Origin of the sequence: Tenacibaculum bernardetii (assembly GCF_029125915.1) — a bacterium.
GTDB lineage: Bacteria > Bacteroidota > Bacteroidia > Flavobacteriales > Flavobacteriaceae > Polaribacter > Polaribacter bernardetii.
In genome coordinates this window covers 153,527-173,526 of record NZ_JAQJCU010000003.1, presented here as the reverse complement: position 1 = coordinate 173,526, position 20,000 = coordinate 153,527, and the positions used below count along the sequence as shown (strand labels likewise).

At 30.7% G+C, this 20,000-nt stretch carries 13 protein-coding genes and 4 tRNA genes; 5 read left to right on the top strand and 12 right to left on the bottom strand.

Translation table 11 applies throughout. The annotated features are described in order from the left end of the window. Positions 1-112: 112 nt before the first annotated feature. Complete coding sequence (locus P2G10_RS03785) at positions 113-2,269, bottom strand: TonB-dependent receptor (protein ID WP_275315230.1); 2,157 nt, start codon at positions 2,267-2,269, stop codon at positions 113-115. Positions 2,270-2,503: 234 nt separating this feature from the next. Between P2G10_RS03785 and pdxH the strand changes: the two genes are divergently transcribed. The 3 genes from pdxH to P2G10_RS03770 are packed head-to-tail and all read left to right on the top strand — an operon-like array spanning position 2,504 to position 4,575. Next, complete coding sequence (gene pdxH, locus P2G10_RS03780; protein WP_218771119.1) at positions 2,504-3,151, top strand: pyridoxamine 5'-phosphate oxidase; 648 nt, start codon at positions 2,504-2,506, stop codon at positions 3,149-3,151. 30 nt (positions 3,152-3,181) lie between these two features. Further along, complete coding sequence (locus P2G10_RS03775) at positions 3,182-3,670, top strand: SixA phosphatase family protein (RefSeq protein WP_275315229.1); 489 nt, start codon at positions 3,182-3,184, stop codon at positions 3,668-3,670. A gap of 11 nt (positions 3,671-3,681) precedes the next feature. Further along, complete coding sequence (locus P2G10_RS03770; RefSeq protein WP_218771121.1) at positions 3,682-4,575, top strand: Ppx/GppA phosphatase family protein; 894 nt, start codon at positions 3,682-3,684, stop codon at positions 4,573-4,575. A gap of 68 nt (positions 4,576-4,643) precedes the next feature. Here P2G10_RS03770 and P2G10_RS03765 read toward each other — a convergent pair whose 3' ends face one another. From P2G10_RS03765 to P2G10_RS03725, 9 genes are all read right to left on the bottom strand, one after another. Next, on the bottom strand, positions 4,644-6,089 hold the full coding sequence (locus tag P2G10_RS03765; protein WP_218771122.1) for a DUF389 domain-containing protein: 1,446 nt from the start codon (positions 6,087-6,089) through the stop codon (positions 4,644-4,646). A 113-nt stretch (positions 6,090-6,202) separates the two neighbouring features. After that, positions 6,203-7,318: a C1 family peptidase gene (locus P2G10_RS03760; protein ID WP_275315228.1), complete on the bottom strand. Its 1,116-nt coding sequence runs from the start codon at positions 7,316-7,318 to the stop codon at positions 6,203-6,205. A gap of 62 nt (positions 7,319-7,380) precedes the next feature. Next, positions 7,381-9,780, bottom strand: coding sequence for a TonB-dependent receptor (locus P2G10_RS03755; RefSeq protein WP_275315227.1), 2,400 nt, complete (start codon positions 9,778-9,780; stop codon positions 7,381-7,383). Between the two features lie 118 nt (positions 9,781-9,898). Continuing rightward, a tRNA-Tyr gene (locus P2G10_RS03750) sits at positions 9,899-9,981 on the bottom strand. Between the two features lie 51 nt (positions 9,982-10,032). After that, positions 10,033-10,105: transfer RNA gene (locus tag P2G10_RS03745), tRNA-Lys, on the bottom strand. Positions 10,106-10,597: 492 nt separating this feature from the next. Next, positions 10,598-10,680, bottom strand: a tRNA-Tyr gene (locus P2G10_RS03740). 50 nt (positions 10,681-10,730) lie between these two features. Further along, a tRNA-Lys gene (locus P2G10_RS03735) sits at positions 10,731-10,803 on the bottom strand. A 131-nt stretch (positions 10,804-10,934) separates the two neighbouring features. Continuing rightward, a complete protein-coding gene (locus P2G10_RS03730; RefSeq protein WP_218771125.1) occupies positions 10,935-11,699 on the bottom strand; it encodes an ABC transporter ATP-binding protein in 765 nt (254 codons plus the stop codon). Beyond that, the gene (locus tag P2G10_RS03725) at positions 11,699-12,439 is read right to left on the bottom strand and encodes an MlaE family ABC transporter permease (protein ID WP_218771126.1); all 741 of its coding nucleotides are present in this window, start codon (positions 12,437-12,439) and stop codon (positions 11,699-11,701) included. The genes P2G10_RS03730 and P2G10_RS03725 overlap by 1 nt, the downstream gene beginning before the upstream one ends. 116 nt (positions 12,440-12,555) lie before the next feature. Here P2G10_RS03725 and pafA point away from each other — a divergent pair, with 116 nt between their 5' ends. Next, on the top strand, positions 12,556-14,202 hold the full coding sequence (pafA, locus tag P2G10_RS03720) for an alkaline phosphatase PafA (RefSeq protein ID WP_275315226.1): 1,647 nt from the start codon (positions 12,556-12,558) through the stop codon (positions 14,200-14,202). A gap of 58 nt (positions 14,203-14,260) precedes the next feature. On the opposite strand, the gene P2G10_RS03715 is transcribed toward pafA, so the two are convergent. Then, positions 14,261-14,416, bottom strand: coding sequence for a YqaE/Pmp3 family membrane protein (locus P2G10_RS03715; RefSeq protein ID WP_260586715.1), 156 nt, complete (start codon positions 14,414-14,416; stop codon positions 14,261-14,263). Positions 14,417-14,548: 132 nt separating this feature from the next. On the opposite strand from P2G10_RS03715, the gene P2G10_RS03710 reads away from it, so the two are divergent. Then, a complete protein-coding gene (locus P2G10_RS03710) occupies positions 14,549-17,323 on the top strand; it encodes a T9SS type B sorting domain-containing protein (protein WP_275315225.1) in 2,775 nt (924 codons plus the stop codon). Positions 17,324-17,394: 71 nt separating this feature from the next. On the opposite strand, the gene P2G10_RS03705 is transcribed toward P2G10_RS03710, so the two are convergent. Beyond that, positions 17,395-19,899 carry a M14 family metallopeptidase gene (locus tag P2G10_RS03705; RefSeq protein WP_275315224.1) on the bottom strand — a complete coding sequence of 835 codons (2,505 nt, stop codon included), beginning with the start codon at positions 19,897-19,899 and terminating at the stop codon, positions 17,395-17,397. Positions 19,900-20,000 lie beyond the last annotated feature (101 nt).

Genomic DNA, 20,000 nt, shown 5'->3' with positions numbered 1-20,000 from the left:
TTTATGTATTATACTTCAAATATCTTTTATTTAAACAGAGCTCGCCAAAACATGTTACTCAGTTGTTCGTTTTCACGACTGAACTGTAATGTTTTTTCTTACTTTCTTTTAATTACAAATTATCTAATTGATTATCTTTCTTATTATCGCTGATTGTCCAAAAGAAACCAACAAAGAAAAACCGATCTGCATTAGGCACAATTGCTTGTCTATCAAAAACACCGTTCATATTTGGCGTATTTTTATAATTATAACCAAATACATTCTGATGCCCTAAAACGTTGTTTACTGAGAAATACAATATTTTTTGCTGACTAATTAAATACGCCCAATTTACACTTACCGAATTATAATTTTTAGTTTTGTTATTCAAAAATCCTGTTTTATTAGGATTCGTGTAATTTCTACCAGAAGCAAAATTGTAACTAAAGCCTACCTGACTTTTTAAATCTTTAATAAAGTGTTTTCCTACCACTGATAAATTATGTGTCGATGCAAAATTTGGTGTAGCCGTTGTTGGATAATTTTTATAATTTCTTTCGGTATCTAAAAACGAATATGAGACCCAATAATCGGTGTTTTTTATACTTTTATTATCTCTCCAAAAAACATCAATTCCTTTAGCATAACCATTTCCTAAATTCGAATAATTAGTGGTTGGTAAAAAAGAATCTGTATCATATTTTACTAAATCTTGGTATTTTTTATAATAGCCTTCTACTCTAAAAATCTGTTTGTTTTTTACATATTGATAATTCGCTATAAAATGCGACGTGTTTTCTGCATTAAAATCAGTATTAAATTTTAAATAATCATTTTTAGGGTTCTGAAAAAAGCGTCCGTACGCAAAAGAAAACTGTGCGTTTTTTCCTGACTTATAAGCAATAGATGCTCTTGGCGAAATGGTAAACTCATTTAACAGCTCAGAATAATCGCCACGAATACCTATTTTTGATGCTAACTTTTTAGAGAAAAATATATCAGCCTCTGCATAAGTTCCTAAAATATTATTATCAAATCCATATTTATAAGCTTCGTTCGTTACGTTCTTATAATTTTCTTTAAAATCGGTAACAAAATACTCCGCTCCGAAATTTAATTTAAATCGATTCGAAAAACGTTTTTTCATCGCTACTTTAAAATGTGCTGAGTTTTCTTCGTCAGTAATTTCATCATCAACAACATTAATAATAGCCTGATCATTTGTAAAACTTACACCTGTGGCAATTTTCCATCCATCACCAAAACTATTTTTATAAGAGCTATTAAAATATAAGTTTCTGTTTGTTAACCCGAAGCGCACACCTTCTTCATAATTTATATCTTCTTGGGTTAAATCGAAATCAGTATAACTAAACGCTCCGTACACTTTTAATAGCGATTCGTTTTTAAACTTAAAACGATATACTGCCTCACCACTTAACGATTGCACTGGTTTATGCCACGTATTTCTGTCCTGAAAAGCCGATTGATACGGTGCTAAATTAATATACGATGCATTAACACTTAATGAGTTTTTGCCAAAAACTTGTGTATTACCAACTCCTAAACCAACTGTCATAAAAGATAAATCTGTTTTTTCTTCAACAACTTCATCTGTTGTATTTAATAACAACACACTCGATAATGCTTGTCCGTATTCTGCAGAATAACCTCCGGTAGAAAAAGTGATTCCTTTAAATAAAAATGGAGAAAATCGACCACGAGAAGTAATATTATTTGCTGATGGCGAGTACGGTTTAAAAACTCTAATTCCGTCTACAAAAATTTGCGTTTCTTCGGCATCACCACCCCGAACAAAAAGTCGCCCATCTTCATCAACAGTTGATGTTCCTGGTAAGGTTTGTAAAGCGCCAACAAAATCGCCCAATGCACTTGCCGTTGTTACAATATCTAACGGTTTTAAAGCAGTTACTTTTGCATTGTCTCCTGCTTCAAAAGTTCCTGCATTTATAGTTACAGCATCTAAAGTATTTACATCTTCACGTAATTTAATTTTTAACTTATTAAACTCTTTTACATCTGCTAATTTCGAAAATGTTTCGAAAGAGATAAAAGAAACTATTAATGTTCTTGTTCCTACTTCTGATGTTGAAAAAGAAAAAATTCCGTTATTATCTGTTGATGTGCCATCATATGTTCCGTCTAAATATACATTTGCTCCTTCAATCGGATTTCCTTTGTTATCTGTTACATTTCCTGAAATAATTGTTTGTGCAACCACATAACCCTGAATTAATAAGCATAAAATAAATAATAATTGTTTCATTGTTTTTGTTATTTGATAGTACAAAATTGCTTTCTTTTTAAAACTTAACATAAAAAGACACACTCAACTGTATAAATTTAATGACGAACTGTTTTCTATCACAAAATTAATTACTATACCTTTTTTATACTTACCTAATCTTGCCATCTTCTTTACAAATCTTGCTAAATTTTAAGTCAAAACAGCTTAAAACATTTCATAAATCTGTATTTTTACATAGTCTAAAAAATCATAATGTCACACGATTTAAGCAACCATAGAAAATCTTACGAAAAACAAGAACTTTTAAAAGAAAACTGCCCAGAAAACCCAATTGAATTATTTAGAGATTGGTTTTTTACTGCCGACGAATCTGAAATGGTAGATGAAGCTAACGCAATGAGCATTGCATCAATAGGCTTAGATGGTTTTCCTAAAAGCAGAATTGTATTGTTAAAAAAGTACACTTGGGAAGGTTTTATTTTTTACACCAATTATAATTCTGAAAAAGGAAAAGCTATTTTGAATAACAATAATGTATGCCTTTCGTTTTTTTGGGCTGGTTTAGAACAGCAGATAATTATAAAAGGGAAAGCTGAAAAGTTATCAGAAAACTTATCGGATGGTTATTTTGAATCAAGACCTGATGGAAGCAAGTTAGGCGCTTGGGCATCTAACCAAAGTGATGTTGTTAATTCTCGTAACGAACTTGATGAGCAACTAAAAAAAATAACAGAAAAATTTAATGGTAAAGAAATTGTAAGACCACCACATTGGGGCGGTTTTATGGTTAAACCAATATCTATTGAGTTTTGGCAAGGACGCCCTAACAGAATGCATGATCGTATAAGATATACCTTGCAAAAAGATTTCTCTTGGAAACTTGAACGTTTAGCTCCTTAGTTTTATATTTACACAGCTATAAAAAATTAAATGAAAACACTTTATATTGTTCGCCACGCAAAATCTTCATGGAAGTACGAAAGTATAGAAGATATTGATAGACCCTTAAAAGAACGCGGTATAAAAGACGCGCATCTTTTATCGAAATACCTATCCGAAGAAATAAAAAGACCCGATGTATTTGTATCTAGTAGTGCAAACAGGGCTTTACATACTGCTGTTATTTTTTGCGAAAACTTTAAATACCCGCTTGCAAACCTTAAAATAAAACGTCAGTTATATAGTTTTAGCGATGGGTACTTAGTAAAAACTGTAAAAGCTTTAGATGATAGTTTTGACAGTGCTATTATATTTAGCCATGACCATGGTATTAATAGTTTTGTAAATAAATTTGGTGATAAACCTATTGCTCACGTATCTACTTGCGGTGTAATTGGTATTCAGTTTGATGAAAAACATTGGAAAAACATAAAAAAAGGAAGTACATGTTTAGTAGAATTTCCTAAAAACCATCGATAAATCTATATAGTTTGAAAATTAAGAAATACGGTGCGATAGATATAGGTTCGAATGCTGTAAGACTTTTAATAGCAAATGTTATTGAAGAAAAAAATAAAGAACCTCAATTTAAAAAATCTTCATTAGTTCGTGTTCCTATTCGTTTAGGAACAGATTCTTTTGTTACTGGTGTTATTTCTGAAGAAAATACCAACAGAATGATTGATGCTATGGAGGCTTTTAAATTACTGATGAAAGTTCATGGCGTTGAAAGATATAAAGCCTGTGCTACCTCAGCAATGAGAGAAGCTAAGAACGGAACTGAAGTTGTAAATACCATTTTTAAGAAAACCAATATAGAAATTGATGTTATTGATGGTAAAAAAGAAGCTGCTATTATATTTGCAACCGATTTAAATCAATTAATAGAATCAGACCTAACGTATCTTTATGTTGATGTTGGTGGTGGTAGTACAGAATTCACCTTGTTTTCTAAAGGAAGAATTATTAAATCGAAATCTTTTAAAATAGGTACCGTACGATTAATCAATAATAAAAAAACAGAAAACAAAGCTATTTTTAAAGAGGTACAAGAATGGATTGAAGGCAATACTAAAATATACAAACGTATTTCTTTAATAGGTTCTGGCGGAAACATTAATAAAATATTTAAAATGTCGGGTAGAGATATTGGCAAACCAATCTCTTACATATACCTAAATGCTCAATATCAGTTTTTAAAGAATATGAGCTATAAAGAACGTATTTCTGAATTGAGTTTAAATCCTGATAGAGCAGATGTTATTGTTCCGGCTACAAAAATTTACCTTTCTGCAATGAAATGGAGTGGAGCTAGAAAAATATTTGTTCCTAAAATCGGACTTTCTGATGGAATTATAAAAAGCTTATACCTTAATAAATTATAGATATTTCTTTTAATAAAAACAAAAAAACCGAGCAAATGCTCGGTTTTTTTGTTTGAAATAGATTGCTTTTACTTCACTATAGTAATCTTTAATTTAAGTTCTTTTTGCAACCATGTTTTAAGTTCATTTTCGTTCTTTTTTACAATCGAATCTGCCAGTTTAGGATTCCATATTACTGATAACTCAGGAATTGTATCAACCTTTATAAAATCTTTAGAAGATAATTTTTTAGAAAAACTGATTTCTTTAATATCATTAAATCTAATTTTAGCTTCTTTTGCCACTTTGCTAAATGGTACACTATTTTTATCTCTATCTAAAGCGTTTTGTTCAATATTAGTATTCAAGGTTGAAATTGTACTTTTCAGATCTTCAATTTCACGCTGTAATCCTTTTATTATATTGTCTTTTAAATCTAAATCTGTAATTGCTCTATCATAAGCATCTACTACCCTATCTACACTACGTGCTTTATTTTCATTTATTATAAGCTCGTAAGTATCTAACTTTGCATAGGTTTTTAATTCATTTCTTAAAAAGGTTTCTGTAGCATCAGTTACATCTCCGTTAAAGAACAAGTTTACTTTTTTAGTATCTCTATGAATTTTTTCTCTTTGCAACCATAAATCTTTATTAGACTCTATTTTCTCTTTTAAAAACTTCTTATAACTTGCATTTATAACGCTTTCTTTATAAACACTAATAAATGTAAATACCGCAGGCACCATAACTAAAAAAGCTACAACAGATGCTAAACGTGCAATTCGTTTTCTTTTTACTGAATTTACATAACGAATCATTGTAAACCCTAATAATTTTAAAACTAAAAATGTTGCTAATGCTATAAATATGGTGTTAATAATAAATAAATACATAGCACCAAAAAAGTAATCGAAATTACCAATTGCCAAACCATAACCAGCTGTACATAAAGGCGGCATTAGGGCTGTTGCAATTGCAACACCAAAAATAACAGAAGCTATTGTTCCTTTTTTTGTACGTGCTATAATTAAAGCCAAACCTCCAAAAAAGGCGATTAATACATCTCTAATATCTGGTTTTACTCTACCTAATAACTCAGACGTATCTTCTTTTAATGGAAATAGAAAGAAAAAGAAAAATGCTGTTAATAAACTCAACCCAATCATCGTTGCTAAGTTGACCAATGACTTCTTTAACGTATCAATATCGTTTATAGCAATAGACATTCCTATTCCTAAAATTGGCCCCATTAAAGGCGATATTAACATGGCTCCAATTACAACTGCTGTAGAGTTTGCATTTAAACCTATAGAAGCCACAAATATCGAACATATTAAAATCCAAGCTGTTGCTCCTTTAAACGGAATATCAACTTTTATGGCTTCAATTGTTGCTTCTTGATCGGTGTCTTCACGAAAATCTAATAACTCAACAATAAATTTTTTAGAACTCTCCCACAAACCTTTCGCATCTTCTTGAATAGCTTGTTTAGATTGCTCTACACTTTCATCTTGATTTAGTTTTTCTTCCATTTATGTTGTTTTATAACTTGCGAAAGATACAAAATTCCTTATTTATTTTATAAAAATAAAAAAAGCTCAAAGATGTTTCTTTGAGCTTTTTAACGATGCATTTACATCATCATTTAATTGATATTTAACTTCTTTTTTAAATCGTTTAACAGACCATCTTTATGAACTAAAACAGAAATAGTTTTTAATTTAAAATAAGGAATAGACATGTATACATATCCGTTGTTTCCTTGCTTTGTTCCCCAAGAATTTTTCACTTTAAAATACCTATTCCCTTGCTGATCTTTAACCAAGCCTACAATGTGCATTAGGTGATCATCAGTAGTATTAAAGTTTTCGAATTCTGATTGACGAAAACTTGACGTTATATTTTTTTCTTTAATAATTTCTTTTAATCCCTTCTCACTATCTAAAACACTTGCAGGTATAAACGCCACTCCGTTTTTTGATGAAAATGTTTTTTCTGAAACATCACAATCTAGTTCAATCGTAAAGCCTTTTTCTAAAGCATTTTCTGTAACAGCAACCAATTCATCTAAAGAAACATTATAGAATGATCCGTTTGAAAAATTATCAGGAATATTTAAAACAAAATCATCATACATTTTAGCATGTTTAAAAGAAGTAATTGTTACGTAGTTTGACGGATTTATTTTTACATACTCAGCAAAACTTTTTGGCGTATATTCTTTACCTTCAAACTCGAACTTTTCTTTATTCTCGCCTAAATAAACATCTAAAACACTTTCTGTTGCTTTTTTCCATTTCGGACTTAATTCTTTAGCCGGATTTTTAATATACGCATCTAACATCGATTTTAAAACAGCTACAACCTCAGCGTGATTATGAGTTTGTTGCCCCATATCTAATCCCGAAAAAACTTGCTCAGGAACCAATCCGTATCTCGCTACAGAATTAATAACATCATGACCTAAACCACCTTCACTAAACTGCGATTTTCCTTGACGATATAAATAATTACTAGCTTTATCTGAATACGTATTACGAACGGTATACATTTCTGATAAATCGATGTTTTTACCTGTTAACCGTATAATTTCAGATTCTAAAAATGATGTTGTAGAAAAACTCCAACAAGTACCAGTATTTCCTTGGCTTTTTACTTGCGTGTTTTCGATATCTTTTATGGTTTTAAACTCATATTCTTGAGCTGTAATAGCACCGATACTTAAAACGCTAAAAGCAGCTCCTATAAATAAATTTTTCATGTTTGAATTTTATTAATAGAGCAATTTACAGTTTTTATAATGACTTTAAAAATTTCAACCTGCTAAAAATCTACAATTACGCCTATTCTTGGCAAAGCTCTTCCTGAGGTGTTTTCAATTTCTTCTAACACATACCTCGAATTATCACTGGGATCTGAAACCCTACCGTTTTCGTCTTCTATTGGCAATAAATATGGTTGTTGATTTGAACTACTTGCATAAATATTCTGAATATCAACATATAAATTAATAGCAGCTTTTTTTAAGAACCATGTTTTATCTACCCGAACATCTAACTGTGTGTAACTATCAAAACGTTGACCATTTAACTTTGTGTAATCTAGAATTCCACTGTTTACAACATCATAGTTTTCTTTTAATGAAGAAGCATCCCTATCGTAAGGTGTATAAGGCCTACCTCCAACTAATCTGAACTTAGAACCTATTTCCCAGTTTCTTTTTAATTTTTTACCTGCAGTTATCGTTACCAGATGTTTATTATCCCAAGTAGACGGAATATAATTACCTAGTGTATTTTTAAATTCACTTCTTACAAAGGTGTAAGATGCTATTCCGTACAAACCATTATATGATTTTTTTTGCGCAAGCACTTCAAATCCGTATGCTCTTCCTTTAGAATTAGAAACAACTTCTTCATTACCTACTACACCAAAATCTGCTCCTAAATTTGCCAAACTTATTTGATTTCTTACTGAAAAAGGATACTTACTATACGCTTTATAAAAACCTTCTAAAGTAATTTTAGAACTCGTGTTTGGCCTATATGCTAATCCGCTTACAAAGTGATCTGATTGTATATATTTCAAACCTTTTTTATTCGCAAACTCACCAACATTATTTTTAAAACCTAAAACAGTATAAGATGGTAATTGATAATAACGACCTAGTGATGAATTTAAAGACAACTTATCATTAAGGCTATAACTTAAAGAAAGTCTTGGTGAAAATTGATTTAAAAGATTTTTCATTTCACTATTATAATCAACTCCATCTAATCTAAATCCAAAAGAAACTCCTAGTTTATTATTTAAATATTCTTTAGAAACCTGACCAAACACACCATACTTTATAAAATCAATTTCTGAATTAAATATATCCTCAAAAACACCATCTGAATTAGCTACTTTTCTATAGGTATTGTTAATGTAAGTCGCTTTTTCTAAATTGGCACCTATATTAACTTTATAATTATTTTTAGTACTAAAATTACTCTCGTACCTAAATTTAGTTTCTATTTCTTTAGAATCATAATCTAATAATAAGTTCTGTGGTGTTTCCTCATTCATAAAATACTTCACAGCCTTATTTTTAAGCTCATTTCTGCTTAAAACAAATAAATGAGTAACATCATCTGCAAAATACTTATAACTCGCTCCTACTGTATAGTTCCACTGACTATTTACAGGCACCGTATTTAAAAATACTTTATTACTTTTTATTGTTTCTTCATCTGTTTCACCATCATTAACTGATGTATTTAATTCAAAATCATCAATGGCTCCTAACGCCACTATAGATAACTCACTATTTTTAGATAATTGCGAATTAACATTTAACTGAAAATCATTATAAGTTGGTAAAAAAGGCAATTTAATTAACTTAAATAATAACTGAAGATAAGATTGACGCACAGAGAGCATAAAGGTAGTTTTATCTCCTATAGGACCATCTAAAGTTATACCTGCATCCGAAGTTCCTAAAGTTGCTCTTGTATTAAGGGCTGTAGGGTTTCCTTTCTTTTGTGTAAATTCTATTACCGAACTTAATGTATTACCTCTATTTGCCGGAAAAGCACTTGAATAAAAATCAACCTTACGAATTAAATCAGCATTTATGATTCCTACTGGTCCGCCGGTAGCTCCTTGTGTTTGAAAATGATTTATTACCGGAACTTCAATTCCATCTAAATAAAACTTATTTTCTGATGTTGCCCCTCCTCTTATTATAATATCATTTCTAAAACCTGGATTTGAAGCTACTCCTGGAAATGATTGAATCACTTTTAAAACATCTCTATTTCCGCCTGGATTTTTCTCTATCTCAGCAACCCCCAAAGATTGTAATGATAACGGACTTTCTATTGATTTTTTAAACAAGCTAGCCTTAACTTCTACCTCCTTTAAGTTAGTACTACTTTCTTTTAATTTGATAATAATAAAGGGTGCATTATCATTCGTAACCAAATACTCGTCTGATATTAATGTTTCGTAGCCAATAAAAGAAACCTGTAATTTATTGTAACCTAAAGGAACGTTAGATATTTTAAAATTACCTTCCTCATCAGATGCCATTCCAATAGATGTTCCATAAATTAATACGTTTACAAAAGGAATTGCTTCTCTTGTTTTTTGATCGATTACTTTACCTGTAATTATTCCTTGACCTTGACCTACGGATACAAATACCTGTAATAATAAAATAAATAGTACTAACTTTTTCATAATTGGAATCCTTAATATTTTAACAAAAATACAATATTGTTTAATTAAAAATTAAAAAAGATAAACAAAATGTGTTTTAAAGGTAAAAAACCTCAATCTAAATAGATTGAGGTTTTTGTGGGGAGAGCAGGATTCGAACCTGCGAAGTCGTAAGACAACGGAGTTACAGTCCGTCCCAGTTGGCCGCTTTGGTATCTCCCCAAAGCTTTATAAAAAAAATAAAAGCTTTTCTTAAATAAGAAAAGCTTTTTGTGACCGGGCTGGGGCTCGAACCCAGGACCCTCTCCTTAAAAGGGAGATGCTCTACCAACTGAGCTACCAGGTCATTTATTTTTCTCCTTAGCGGGTGCAAATATACACTCCTTTTTCACATCTACAAACTTTTTTATCAAAAAAAACTACTTAAATAAAACTAAAAATTAAACAAGACTGATTATCTGAATATTAGATGAAATAATATTTTATAAAAAAACAATTTTTAAGTTTGCATATGATTAAGCTACGACTTTAAAACTTATTTCTACATCATCCAAATACGGCATAAAACAAAAAAGCATTACTAAAATTTTAGTAATGCTTTTTTGTTTTATGCTATTATTGATTAATCCCCCAATTCATCAATAATAAACCCTTGTGTATTATACTATAAATATACATAGAAACAATACTCTGCTAAACAACTAATGTATAAATGGTATTCGATTATGTGTAAATGGCCTTTTTTTGACATAACACTGAATAAAAACTTGCTAAACACCTGTAAGTAAACAAAATACGAACAATAAAAAACCTCAATCTAAATAGATTGAGGTTTTTGTGGGGAGAGCAGGATTCGAACCTGCGAAGTCGTAAGACAACGGAGTTACAGTCCGTCCCAGTTGGCCGCTTTGGTATCTCCCCAAAGCTTTAGAAAAAAATAAAAGCTTTTCTTAAATAAGAAAAGCTTTTTGTGACCGGGCTGGGGCTCGAACCCAGGACCCTCTCCTTAAAAGGGAGATGCTCTACCAACTGAGCTACCAGGTCATTTATTTTTCTCCTTAGCGGGTGCAAATATACAGTCCTTTTTTACTTCTACAAAACCTTTTTATCAAAAAAATAACCGATTTATCAATATTTATTTTAGTTCTTTGTTTTACAATAATTTAACACTAAAATTATTTTTCAGATAAATATGCTTGACGTACTTTTTTGAACAGATTAGATGAATATACAAAATCTACTACTGCTTTATTATCCGTTTTAAAAATTTCCTTATGAGAGCCTTCCCATGCTTTTATTCCATCTTTAAGAAAAACAATCTTATCTCCTATTTCCATAACAGAATTCATATCATGCGTATTAATAATCGTTGTTATTTTATACTCGTCTGTAATTTCTTGAATTAAATTATCGATTACAATTGATGTTTGCGGATCTAAACCTGAATTTGGTTCGTCACAAAACAAATATTTAGGTTTCATTACAATAGCACGTGCTATTGCAACACGTTTTTGCATTCCTCCTGATAGTTCTGCTGGAAATTTTTTATTTGAATTCTCTAAGTTCACTCGTTTTAAAACAAAGTTAACTCTATCTAGCATTTCGCTTTCTGGCTGCTTTGTAAACATTTTTAAAGGAAACATTACATTTTCCTCTACAGTTTGTGAATCAAACAGTGCACTTCCTTGAAAAACCATTCCTAGCTCTTTTCTAAAGTCTCTTTTATCTTCTATAGACATTTCATTATTTACGCGACCATCATATACGATACTTCCTTTTTCAGGAATGTGAAGCCCAATTAATGATTTTAAAAAAACAGTTTTACCAGAACCACTTTGTCCTATAATTAAACTTGTTTCTCCTGGAGAAAATGAAGTTGAAATTCCTTTTAAAATTTCAACACCATTAAACCCTTTATGTAAGTTATTTACTTCAATCATTAGGTTAGCAACATTTGAGTTAATAAATAATTAGCGATAACAATAAGAACGGTTGTCCAAACAACAGATTGCGTACTTGCCTTACCCACTTCTAACGAACCACCTTTTACATAATACCCATGATAAGAGGGCACAGTAGCTATTAAAAAGGCAAAAATTAATGTTTTTATAATTGCATAGGTTAGTAAAAACGGATTGAAATCCATCTGTACACCTGCTATATAATCTACTCCAGAAAACAATCCTGATAGCACACCTGCTAACCATCCTCCGAAAATTCCTAAGAACATTCCAAGAACTATTAAAAAAGGGTAAAAGAATACCGTAGCTATTATTTTAGGCAATACTAAATAATTTAATGAATTAATCCCCATTACTTCTAAGGCATCAATTTGTTCGGTAACACGCATTGCACCGATACTTGAAGTAATATATGAACCTACTTTCCCTGCCAAAATAATAGAACAAAACGTAGGAGCAAATTCTAATATGATAGATCTTTTGGCTGCGAAACCTATTAAAGACCTTGGTATAAACGGACTTTCTAAATTTAAAGCTGTCTGCAATGCTATTACTCCACCAATAAAAAAAGATATAAAAGCAATAATACCTAAAGATTTAAGACCTAATTCATCTATCTCTCTAAACAAAGCTTCTCTAAAAACACGTGCTCTCTGTGGTTTTGTAAATACTTGTTTTAGCATTCCAAAATACTTACCTATATGCTCAATGTAGTTCATTAAACTAATCTATTTTTCTTTTTGCTAAAGTATTAAAAAACCATTAACTCTTTGCTTTATTATCTATTTTAGTACGCATTTACTTACCTTTGATTTTATAATTTTTAAAAATCAAAATGAAAAAATTAATAACTTTAGCTGCCATTGCCTTATTTGGTTTATATAGTTTTACCCCTATTAAAAAAAAGGACCCTAAAAAACCGAAACTAGTTATAGGTATTGTTATCGATCAGATGCGCTATGATTATCTTACTCGTTTTGCTAGTAAATATGGTAAAGATGGCTTTAATCGTTTATTAAATGGTGGTTTTTCACTCGAAAACGCTCACTATAACTACATACCTACTTATACGGCTGTTGGCCACGCATCTATTTACACTGGTACTACCCCTGTAAATCACGCCATAATTAGTAACAATTGGTATGATAAATACTTAAAAGAAACTATTTATTGTGTTGATGATAGCAATTACAAAACTGTTGGAAATGATGGTAATGGTGGTGAAAAATCACCTCAAAGAATGCTTACTACTACCGTTACAGATCAATTAAGATTGGCACAAAACATGAACGGAAAAACTATTGGTATTGCAATTAAAGATCGTTCTGCTATTTTACCCGCTGGTCATACAGCTAATGCTGCCTATTGGTTTGATGGAGGTAGCAAAGGCGATTGGATAACTTCGTCATACTACCTAAATAAATTACCTAATTGGGTGCGAAAGTTTAATAACTCTAAAATTGTTGATAATTACCTAACACAACCCTGGGAAACTCTTTATGATATTAATACTTATACGGAAAGTATTGCTGACGATAATAACTTTGAAATGTCTTTTAAAGGAGAAGAAAAACCTATTTTTCCTCACGATATTCCAAAATTAAAAGATAAAAACAATAATTATAGTATTATAAAAGCAATTCCTGCTGGAAACTCTTTGACTACCGATTTTGCAAAAGCAGCTATCATAGGAGAGAATTTAGGCAAATCGGATTACACTGATTTTTTAGCCGTTAGTTACTCTTCTACTGATTATGTTGGTCATCAATTTGGTGTTGCATCCAAAGAAGTTGAAGATACTTATTTACGTTTAGATAAAGACTTGGCTGACTTTTTTCAGTTTTTAGATACACAAGTTGGCGAAGGTAATTACACCTTATTCTTAACAGCAGATCACGCAGCCGTTCAAGTTCCTAAATATTTAAAATCGGTTAAGATTCCTGCTAACTACTTTAGCTATAAAAAATTTAAAGAGTATGTAAACAACATTACTTTAAAATATTTTAAGTCTGATGAATTAGTAGAAAATATTTCTAACTTTCAAATTTTCTTAAATAAAGAAAAAATTGAAGAATTAAAGCTTAACGCTAATGAAGTTGCTCAGAAAATTACTGATCAAGTAATTAATTACAAGGGGATATATAAATCAGTAACTGCAAGAACTTTACAAACTACTTCTTTTACGTCTGGAATTTTAAATTCATTACAAAACGGTTATAATCAAAAATTTTCGGGAGATATTTTATTAATTCCTAATCCGTCTACACTAAGTACTTATTACAAAGATGGTGGAACCTCACATGGTTCAGGATATTCTTATGATACTCACATACCTATTATTTTTTACGGTAACGGAATTAAAAAAGGTGCTTCTAAAAAGAAATATGAAATTATAGATATTGCTCCTACAATCTCTAACCTATTACAAATTGAATTTCCCAACGGTTCAACAGGTAAAATTATAGAAGAAGTTTTAAATTAAAAAAAGCGCTCATAGAGCGCTTTTTTTAATTTAAAACACACATAAAAAGAGATGCTATTTATTTTGGATTATTTAATATAATAAGAGCAGCAATAACACCAGGCACCCAACCACACAGCGTTAACAAAAACACAATTATAATTGACCCACAACCTTTACCTATTACCGCTAATGGTGGGAAAAAAATTGCTAGTAAAACTCTTAGTAAACTCATTTTTTTTTATAATTTATTAATACAATATAAAGACGCTTAAACTTCTGTTTTGTTACAAAAAATATAATATAAATTATATTAATTAAGAATTGTTAATCTTTCTTCAACCACTTATATTTGCTAAAAAAAGCTTTGAAAAAACCATTACCCCTAAGACTAGTTTACACTTTACTTTTTATCTCTTCTTTAAATTTATTTGCTCAATTAGAAGCCCATTTAATCGAAAACCAAGGTTGGGTTAAAGGTAATTATGTTGAAATAGGTATTAATGAAAAAGGTGTTTTTGGTACTAAAAAGAATAACAAACCTACATCATTTCATGAAAACAGAGAATTTAGTAATTTATTATTTGGTTTTATAGCAAATCCTAAGAAAGATAATTGGGTAGATTATGATGGCGACTTCTTTACCCCTGGTGAAGCAGAAGAAGGTTTTTCTATTGAAATAGATGGTATAAATCACAATAACAATAATGTTTCCTTCTTTGATGGTGTTATGGGAGGAATAGTTAGTAGTAAAAAAATAGAATCTGACTGCTTCGAAAGTTTAGCACAAATTATATGGGAAGGTTCTGTAGATGGTTTGCAAATAAAAAGATCTTACAGTGTTACTGAAAACGGAACGTTTATTCAAATGATCACTTCAATCAGTAATACATCAAATGACATAAAAAAGAATGTTTTTTTTATGCACAATGTAGATCCTGACAATAATGTTTCTCTTTCTTCTGTTTACGCGACTAATTTAGAAATATTAAGTCAACCTAGTGCCAGTGATGATATAGCACTTGTTATGGCAACTCAAGATGCTGTTGGTGGTGTTGAAGATACTGACGGATCTGCTGTTAGTTTTTATGCAAATGATAAAAGAGCTAAAGTTAGTTTTGGTGGCTTTTCTAACAGGAGTGCTAGTAATATTTGGAATGGTACAACTGTAACAAATACTATTGGGGCAACAACTTTCGATGACATTGCCATGTCTATCTCTTTTAATATAGGAAATATTGCTCCAAAAGAAACTAAAAATTTTGTTTACTACTATTTCTTAAAAGAAGTAGATAAAACATTTGTTCCTATAATTGTAAACATATCTACATCTAATCCCACAGAATGTAACGGAAATGATGGGAGTTTACTTTTATCTGGTTTAAACGCTAATGAAGATTATACAATTAGCTATAGTCAAAACGGAACTCCAATTCCAGAAAAAACATATACAACTGATAATTTAGGAAATATTGAAATAGCTAACTTAATAGTGGGTGATTATTCTGACTTTAAAATAGGAGACACAACCTGTACTTCTAAATTAGACACAACCTACTCCCTAAATCCACCTGCTCCGTTAAACCCTACATTTTTAACTAAAAACCCTACGAAATGTGATGGAAACGATGGAAGTATAATTTTAACCGATTTAAATGCTAATGAAAATTACATTATTAGCTATATTAAAAATGGAATATTAATCCCTGATGCAACCTTTACTACAAATAGTTTAGGTGAAATTGAGATTATTAATTTAATAGAAGGCGATTATTCTGACTTTAAAATTACTTATAAGAGTTGCGTTACACAACTTAGTTCAACTCACACATTAAGCCCTCCAACACCCTTAAACCCCGTATTTAGCAGCGTAAACCCTACAAACTGTAATGGAGATGATGGTACTATTATTATTTCTGGACTAACAGATGGTGAGCAAACAGTAATTAACTACAAAGTAAACGGAACAGCTGCTCCTGAAACAATTTACACACCTAATAGTGCTGGTGAAATAGCACTAAATAACCTTTCAAATGGTACTTTTTCAGATTTTAGTTTAGAATATATCTCTTCAAGTTGCTCTAGAACTCCAAGTGATATTATTGTTTTAAATGGTACAACTCCTTTTACTACAACAAACATACCCGATCAGTCTTTTTGTGATATTAATTTTGACTTTATAACCAATATTCAACTTAGCATAGTTGACAATATTGCATTAGGTGTTTTAAGCTCTTCTGAATTTTCAGTATCTTATCATTCTTCTATAGATAATGCAAATAATAGTATAGATCTTGATAAAAACAATTATACCACTACTGGTGTGCCTACTTATTCTTTATTTGCTAAAATTAAAAACAATACAACAGGTTGTTATGAGATAGAACCTTTTATTATACTTATAAATACTCCCGCTAATTTTGAAATAGAAGATCTTTTTTTATGTAAAACTACAGATGACAACTTTATAACGCCCGAAATTGACACAAACCTAGATGATAGTTTATATACTTTTCAATGGTATTTAAATGATGTTTTATTACCTGAAACAACACCTAACATTTTTATTAATACAGCAGGGACATATAAAGTAAAAGCAACTACAATAACTACAGGATGCTCTATTACCGAAGAAGCTGAAGTTATCCCTTCTGGAGAACCAGATAAATTAGATTTATTTTTAAATTCAGAATTATTTGCTAACAATCACACAATAACTATAAATGCCCTTGGTAGCGGAAATTACATATACAGACTTAATGATGAGCCTTTTCAAGAAAGCCCAGTTTTTGAAAATGTTCCTGCTGGTTTTAATACTTTTTATATTTTAGATGAGAACGGTTGTGGTGAAACAAGTATCAGTAAAACTATTATTGATTACCCAAGATTCTTTACTCCTAACAACGATGGATCTAACGATACATGGCAAATCATAGGAATAGAATACCTAACAAACCCAACAGTTCAAATAGCTAACAGGTTTGGTAAACCATTATTTACATTAACAAAAGTATCTAAAGGCTGGGATGGTTTTTATAACGGTATAAGAATGCCTAAAAACGACTATTGGTTTATATTAACTTACACTAATGATTATGGAATAAAGCAACAGGTTAAATCGCATTTCTCTTTAATATATTAAGTAATTCTACTTCATAAAAAAGTCTCCTTTATAAATTATAAAGGAGACTTTTTTTTAGAACCTGTTAAAATCTACATTAATTTCCCGAAGAAAATAGCGTTCATTAACAATTTGTTTGTTCCAAACCAAAAAGCTCTAAAGTTTGTATTGTCTGTAAAAACAATAACCTTACCAGACCCTAATCTATTAACTTTAAACGGAACCGTGTTTTTTAATACATTCAAGTTTTCTTTAGAGACATAACCACTCAATAAAGGGCTATCGGTATATTGTATCGGATTATTATAACTCTTTTTGTCTGCCTGAATAAACTGACGTGTATTTCTAAATAAAGCGATTTTATCACTCTTGTATCCGAAATTTACAGGATGCGAACGATCTGTTTTTGCTTCAAAAATTGCACCACCGATTACTTGTGCACCTGATTGTAACGATTTATTTTCAAACGATATATTTTCAACTGTATCTATCTTTGTTTTATTAAATTTTAAATCGATGAATTTTTTATTAGACAACCAATTAACTGCATTTCTATATCCTATTAGAACACCACCGTTTCGTACCCAAACTTTTAACTTGTCTTCTAATCTTTTATCAACCGAATAACTATTAGGCACAACAATCGTTGTATACTTATCTAAGTTTATTCTTGAAGCATACGAAACATCTAACTTGGTTAATTTCATTTCAAAACGCTGATCTAATAAATGCCAAATTTCACCAGCATCATAACTCGTCATTCCACTACCAACTAACATCGCTATTTTTTGTGGTTTTATTGCTCTGAAGTTCCTACTCCCTAAATCAATTCCCTCATTTAACCCCGTAGCAACACCTTTTATGTTAATATGATTCTTAACCGTAATTTTATTTAAAAACTCATATAACTCTGAGTTGTTTAATTTCTGATTTTGAGCAGGAATAAAAATAGTTCCATAATCAAACGATTCTCCATTATTTTTAAACTGCTTCATAGCCACTTTTGCACGCAATCCTTTTTCTAAAATCGTATTTAAAGCTTTCGGAGTTTCATATTCATTCCAAGAAAACAAATACCCAACACTACTTTTATTTTTAATTGTTCCTTCTTTTTTCTTTAAATCAACAATCTCTTCTCCTGCTTTTGATAAAGAAATATTATCAGCAAAATCTACTCCAAAGGCATGATTGAATGTCCATGCAGAAACATCGTAAAATAAACTATCTTTAAAAGTAGTTCGTACATCAAACATTGCTTTTACCAATCGGTTATTCTTCTGATTCATTGGTACAACATAACTATACCCTTTTTTAAAATTTTTTCCTTTTGATGTAAAATCAGTTTTTAATTCGTGTATTTTTATTTGATGCTTTTTTAAAACTGCTGCTAAATGATAGCTTTTTACAGCATCTTTTTCATCTCCAAAAACAATCGCTTTATTATCTCCTGAATTTCGAGATTTCTCATAAAAACTTTGTTGATATTTTAAGATTTTTACGCGCATATTTTTAGCTGCTTCTAAAGTTGATAAAGTAGCTGTAAATTGATTGCGAATTGTAAACGGAAAAGTTAACACTCCGTTTTCACTTTCTTGTGCATGTCCACGAGAACTTCCTTGCTCAAACAAAATACCGATACTTCCGTTAATATCTGGGAATGTTGAGCCTTTTCCGAAGTAAAAATCATCAAAACTTTCTTCAGAATAATACGTTGATCCTATTTTATCAAAAGCCTTTGCATGGTAGGTTGCAATTTCTTTGGTTAAATCCTGGTTCATCTGCGGCGTTAACGGATTTGTTCTACTCGGAATTCCCGGTTGAAAAAAGAAACTCGAGTTGGTTCCCATTTCATGATGATCGGTTAAAATATTTGGTAACCATTTATGAAAAGAAGCTATTCTTGCAGCACTTTCAGGTAACTGAACTGGCAACCAATCACGGTTCATATCAAACCAATAGTGATTTGTTCTTCCGCCAGGCCAAACTTCATGATATTCTCTATCATTAGAGTCAGGGTTTATATTGTCCGCCTTGTTTGTATTTGCCCAATATGCAAAACGCTGTAAACCATCAGGATTCAAAGATGGATCGAACAATATAATTGTATTCTCTAATAACTCATCAATTTTAGCTCCTTCTGCCGCTGCTAAATAATAAGCCGATGCTAATGCAGAGTTTGTTCCACTAGGTTCATTTCCATGAATAGAAAAACCCTGATAAACCACTATAGGTTGACTCGAAACATTTACCGAAGCATCATCAGTCGCTTTTATGTGTTGCTTTCTAATTTGCTCTAAATTTTCATGATTTTTAGGCGAAGTAATTGTTAATAATAATAAAGGTCTTCCTTCATAGGTTTGCCCTCTATCTTCAATAAAAACTCTATCAGAAGCCTTTGCCAAGGCTTTCATATATTCTACCAACTTATCGTGTGTTACATGCCACTCTCCTACTTCATGACCTATAACCGATTTTGGTGTTGGTATATTTTTAGCATAAGAAACATCATTAGGTAGGTAATACGATAAATCTAATTTTTGTTGTGCAGTTACAGAGATTGATACCATTATCAATAGTAGTAAAAAAGCTTTTTTCATTTGTTATGTTGTTTAATAAGCTAACAAATATATTAAATCTAAAAATGCTTTTTTTCCAATAGCAAATAATTCGTTTTCAACTATTAAAAAACCCTTTCCTA

What these genes read in the sequence shown, in the direction of transcription:
- P2G10_RS03730 (WP_218771125.1), bottom strand. Translation starts at nt 11,699, where the DNA reads ATGATTGAAGTAAATAACTTACATAAAGGGTTTAATGGTGTTGAAATT.
- P2G10_RS03765 (WP_218771122.1), bottom strand. Translation starts at nt 6,089, where the DNA reads ATGGAAGAAAAACTAAATCAAGATGAAAGTGTAGAGCAATCTAAACAA.
- P2G10_RS03715 (WP_260586715.1), bottom strand. Translation starts at nt 14,416, where the DNA reads ATGAGTTTACTAAGAGTTTTACTAGCAATTTTTTTCCCACCATTAGCG.
- pafA (WP_275315226.1), top strand. Translation starts at nt 12,556, where the DNA reads ATGAAAAAATTAATAACTTTAGCTGCCATTGCCTTATTTGGTTTATAT.
- P2G10_RS03705 (WP_275315224.1), bottom strand. Translation starts at nt 19,899, where the DNA reads ATGAAAAAAGCTTTTTTACTACTATTGATAATGGTATCAATCTCTGTA.
- P2G10_RS03755 (WP_275315227.1), bottom strand. Translation starts at nt 9,780, where the DNA reads ATGAAAAAGTTAGTACTATTTATTTTATTATTACAGGTATTTGTATCC.
- P2G10_RS03785 (WP_275315230.1), bottom strand. Translation starts at nt 2,269, where the DNA reads ATGAAACAATTATTATTTATTTTATGCTTATTAATTCAGGGTTATGTG.
- P2G10_RS03725 (WP_218771126.1), bottom strand. Translation starts at nt 12,439, where the DNA reads ATGAACTACATTGAGCATATAGGTAAGTATTTTGGAATGCTAAAACAA.
- P2G10_RS03775 (WP_275315229.1), top strand. Translation starts at nt 3,182, where the DNA reads ATGAAAACACTTTATATTGTTCGCCACGCAAAATCTTCATGGAAGTAC.
- P2G10_RS03760 (WP_275315228.1), bottom strand. Translation starts at nt 7,318, where the DNA reads ATGAAAAATTTATTTATAGGAGCTGCTTTTAGCGTTTTAAGTATCGGT.
- pdxH (WP_218771119.1), top strand. Translation starts at nt 2,504, where the DNA reads ATGTCACACGATTTAAGCAACCATAGAAAATCTTACGAAAAACAAGAA.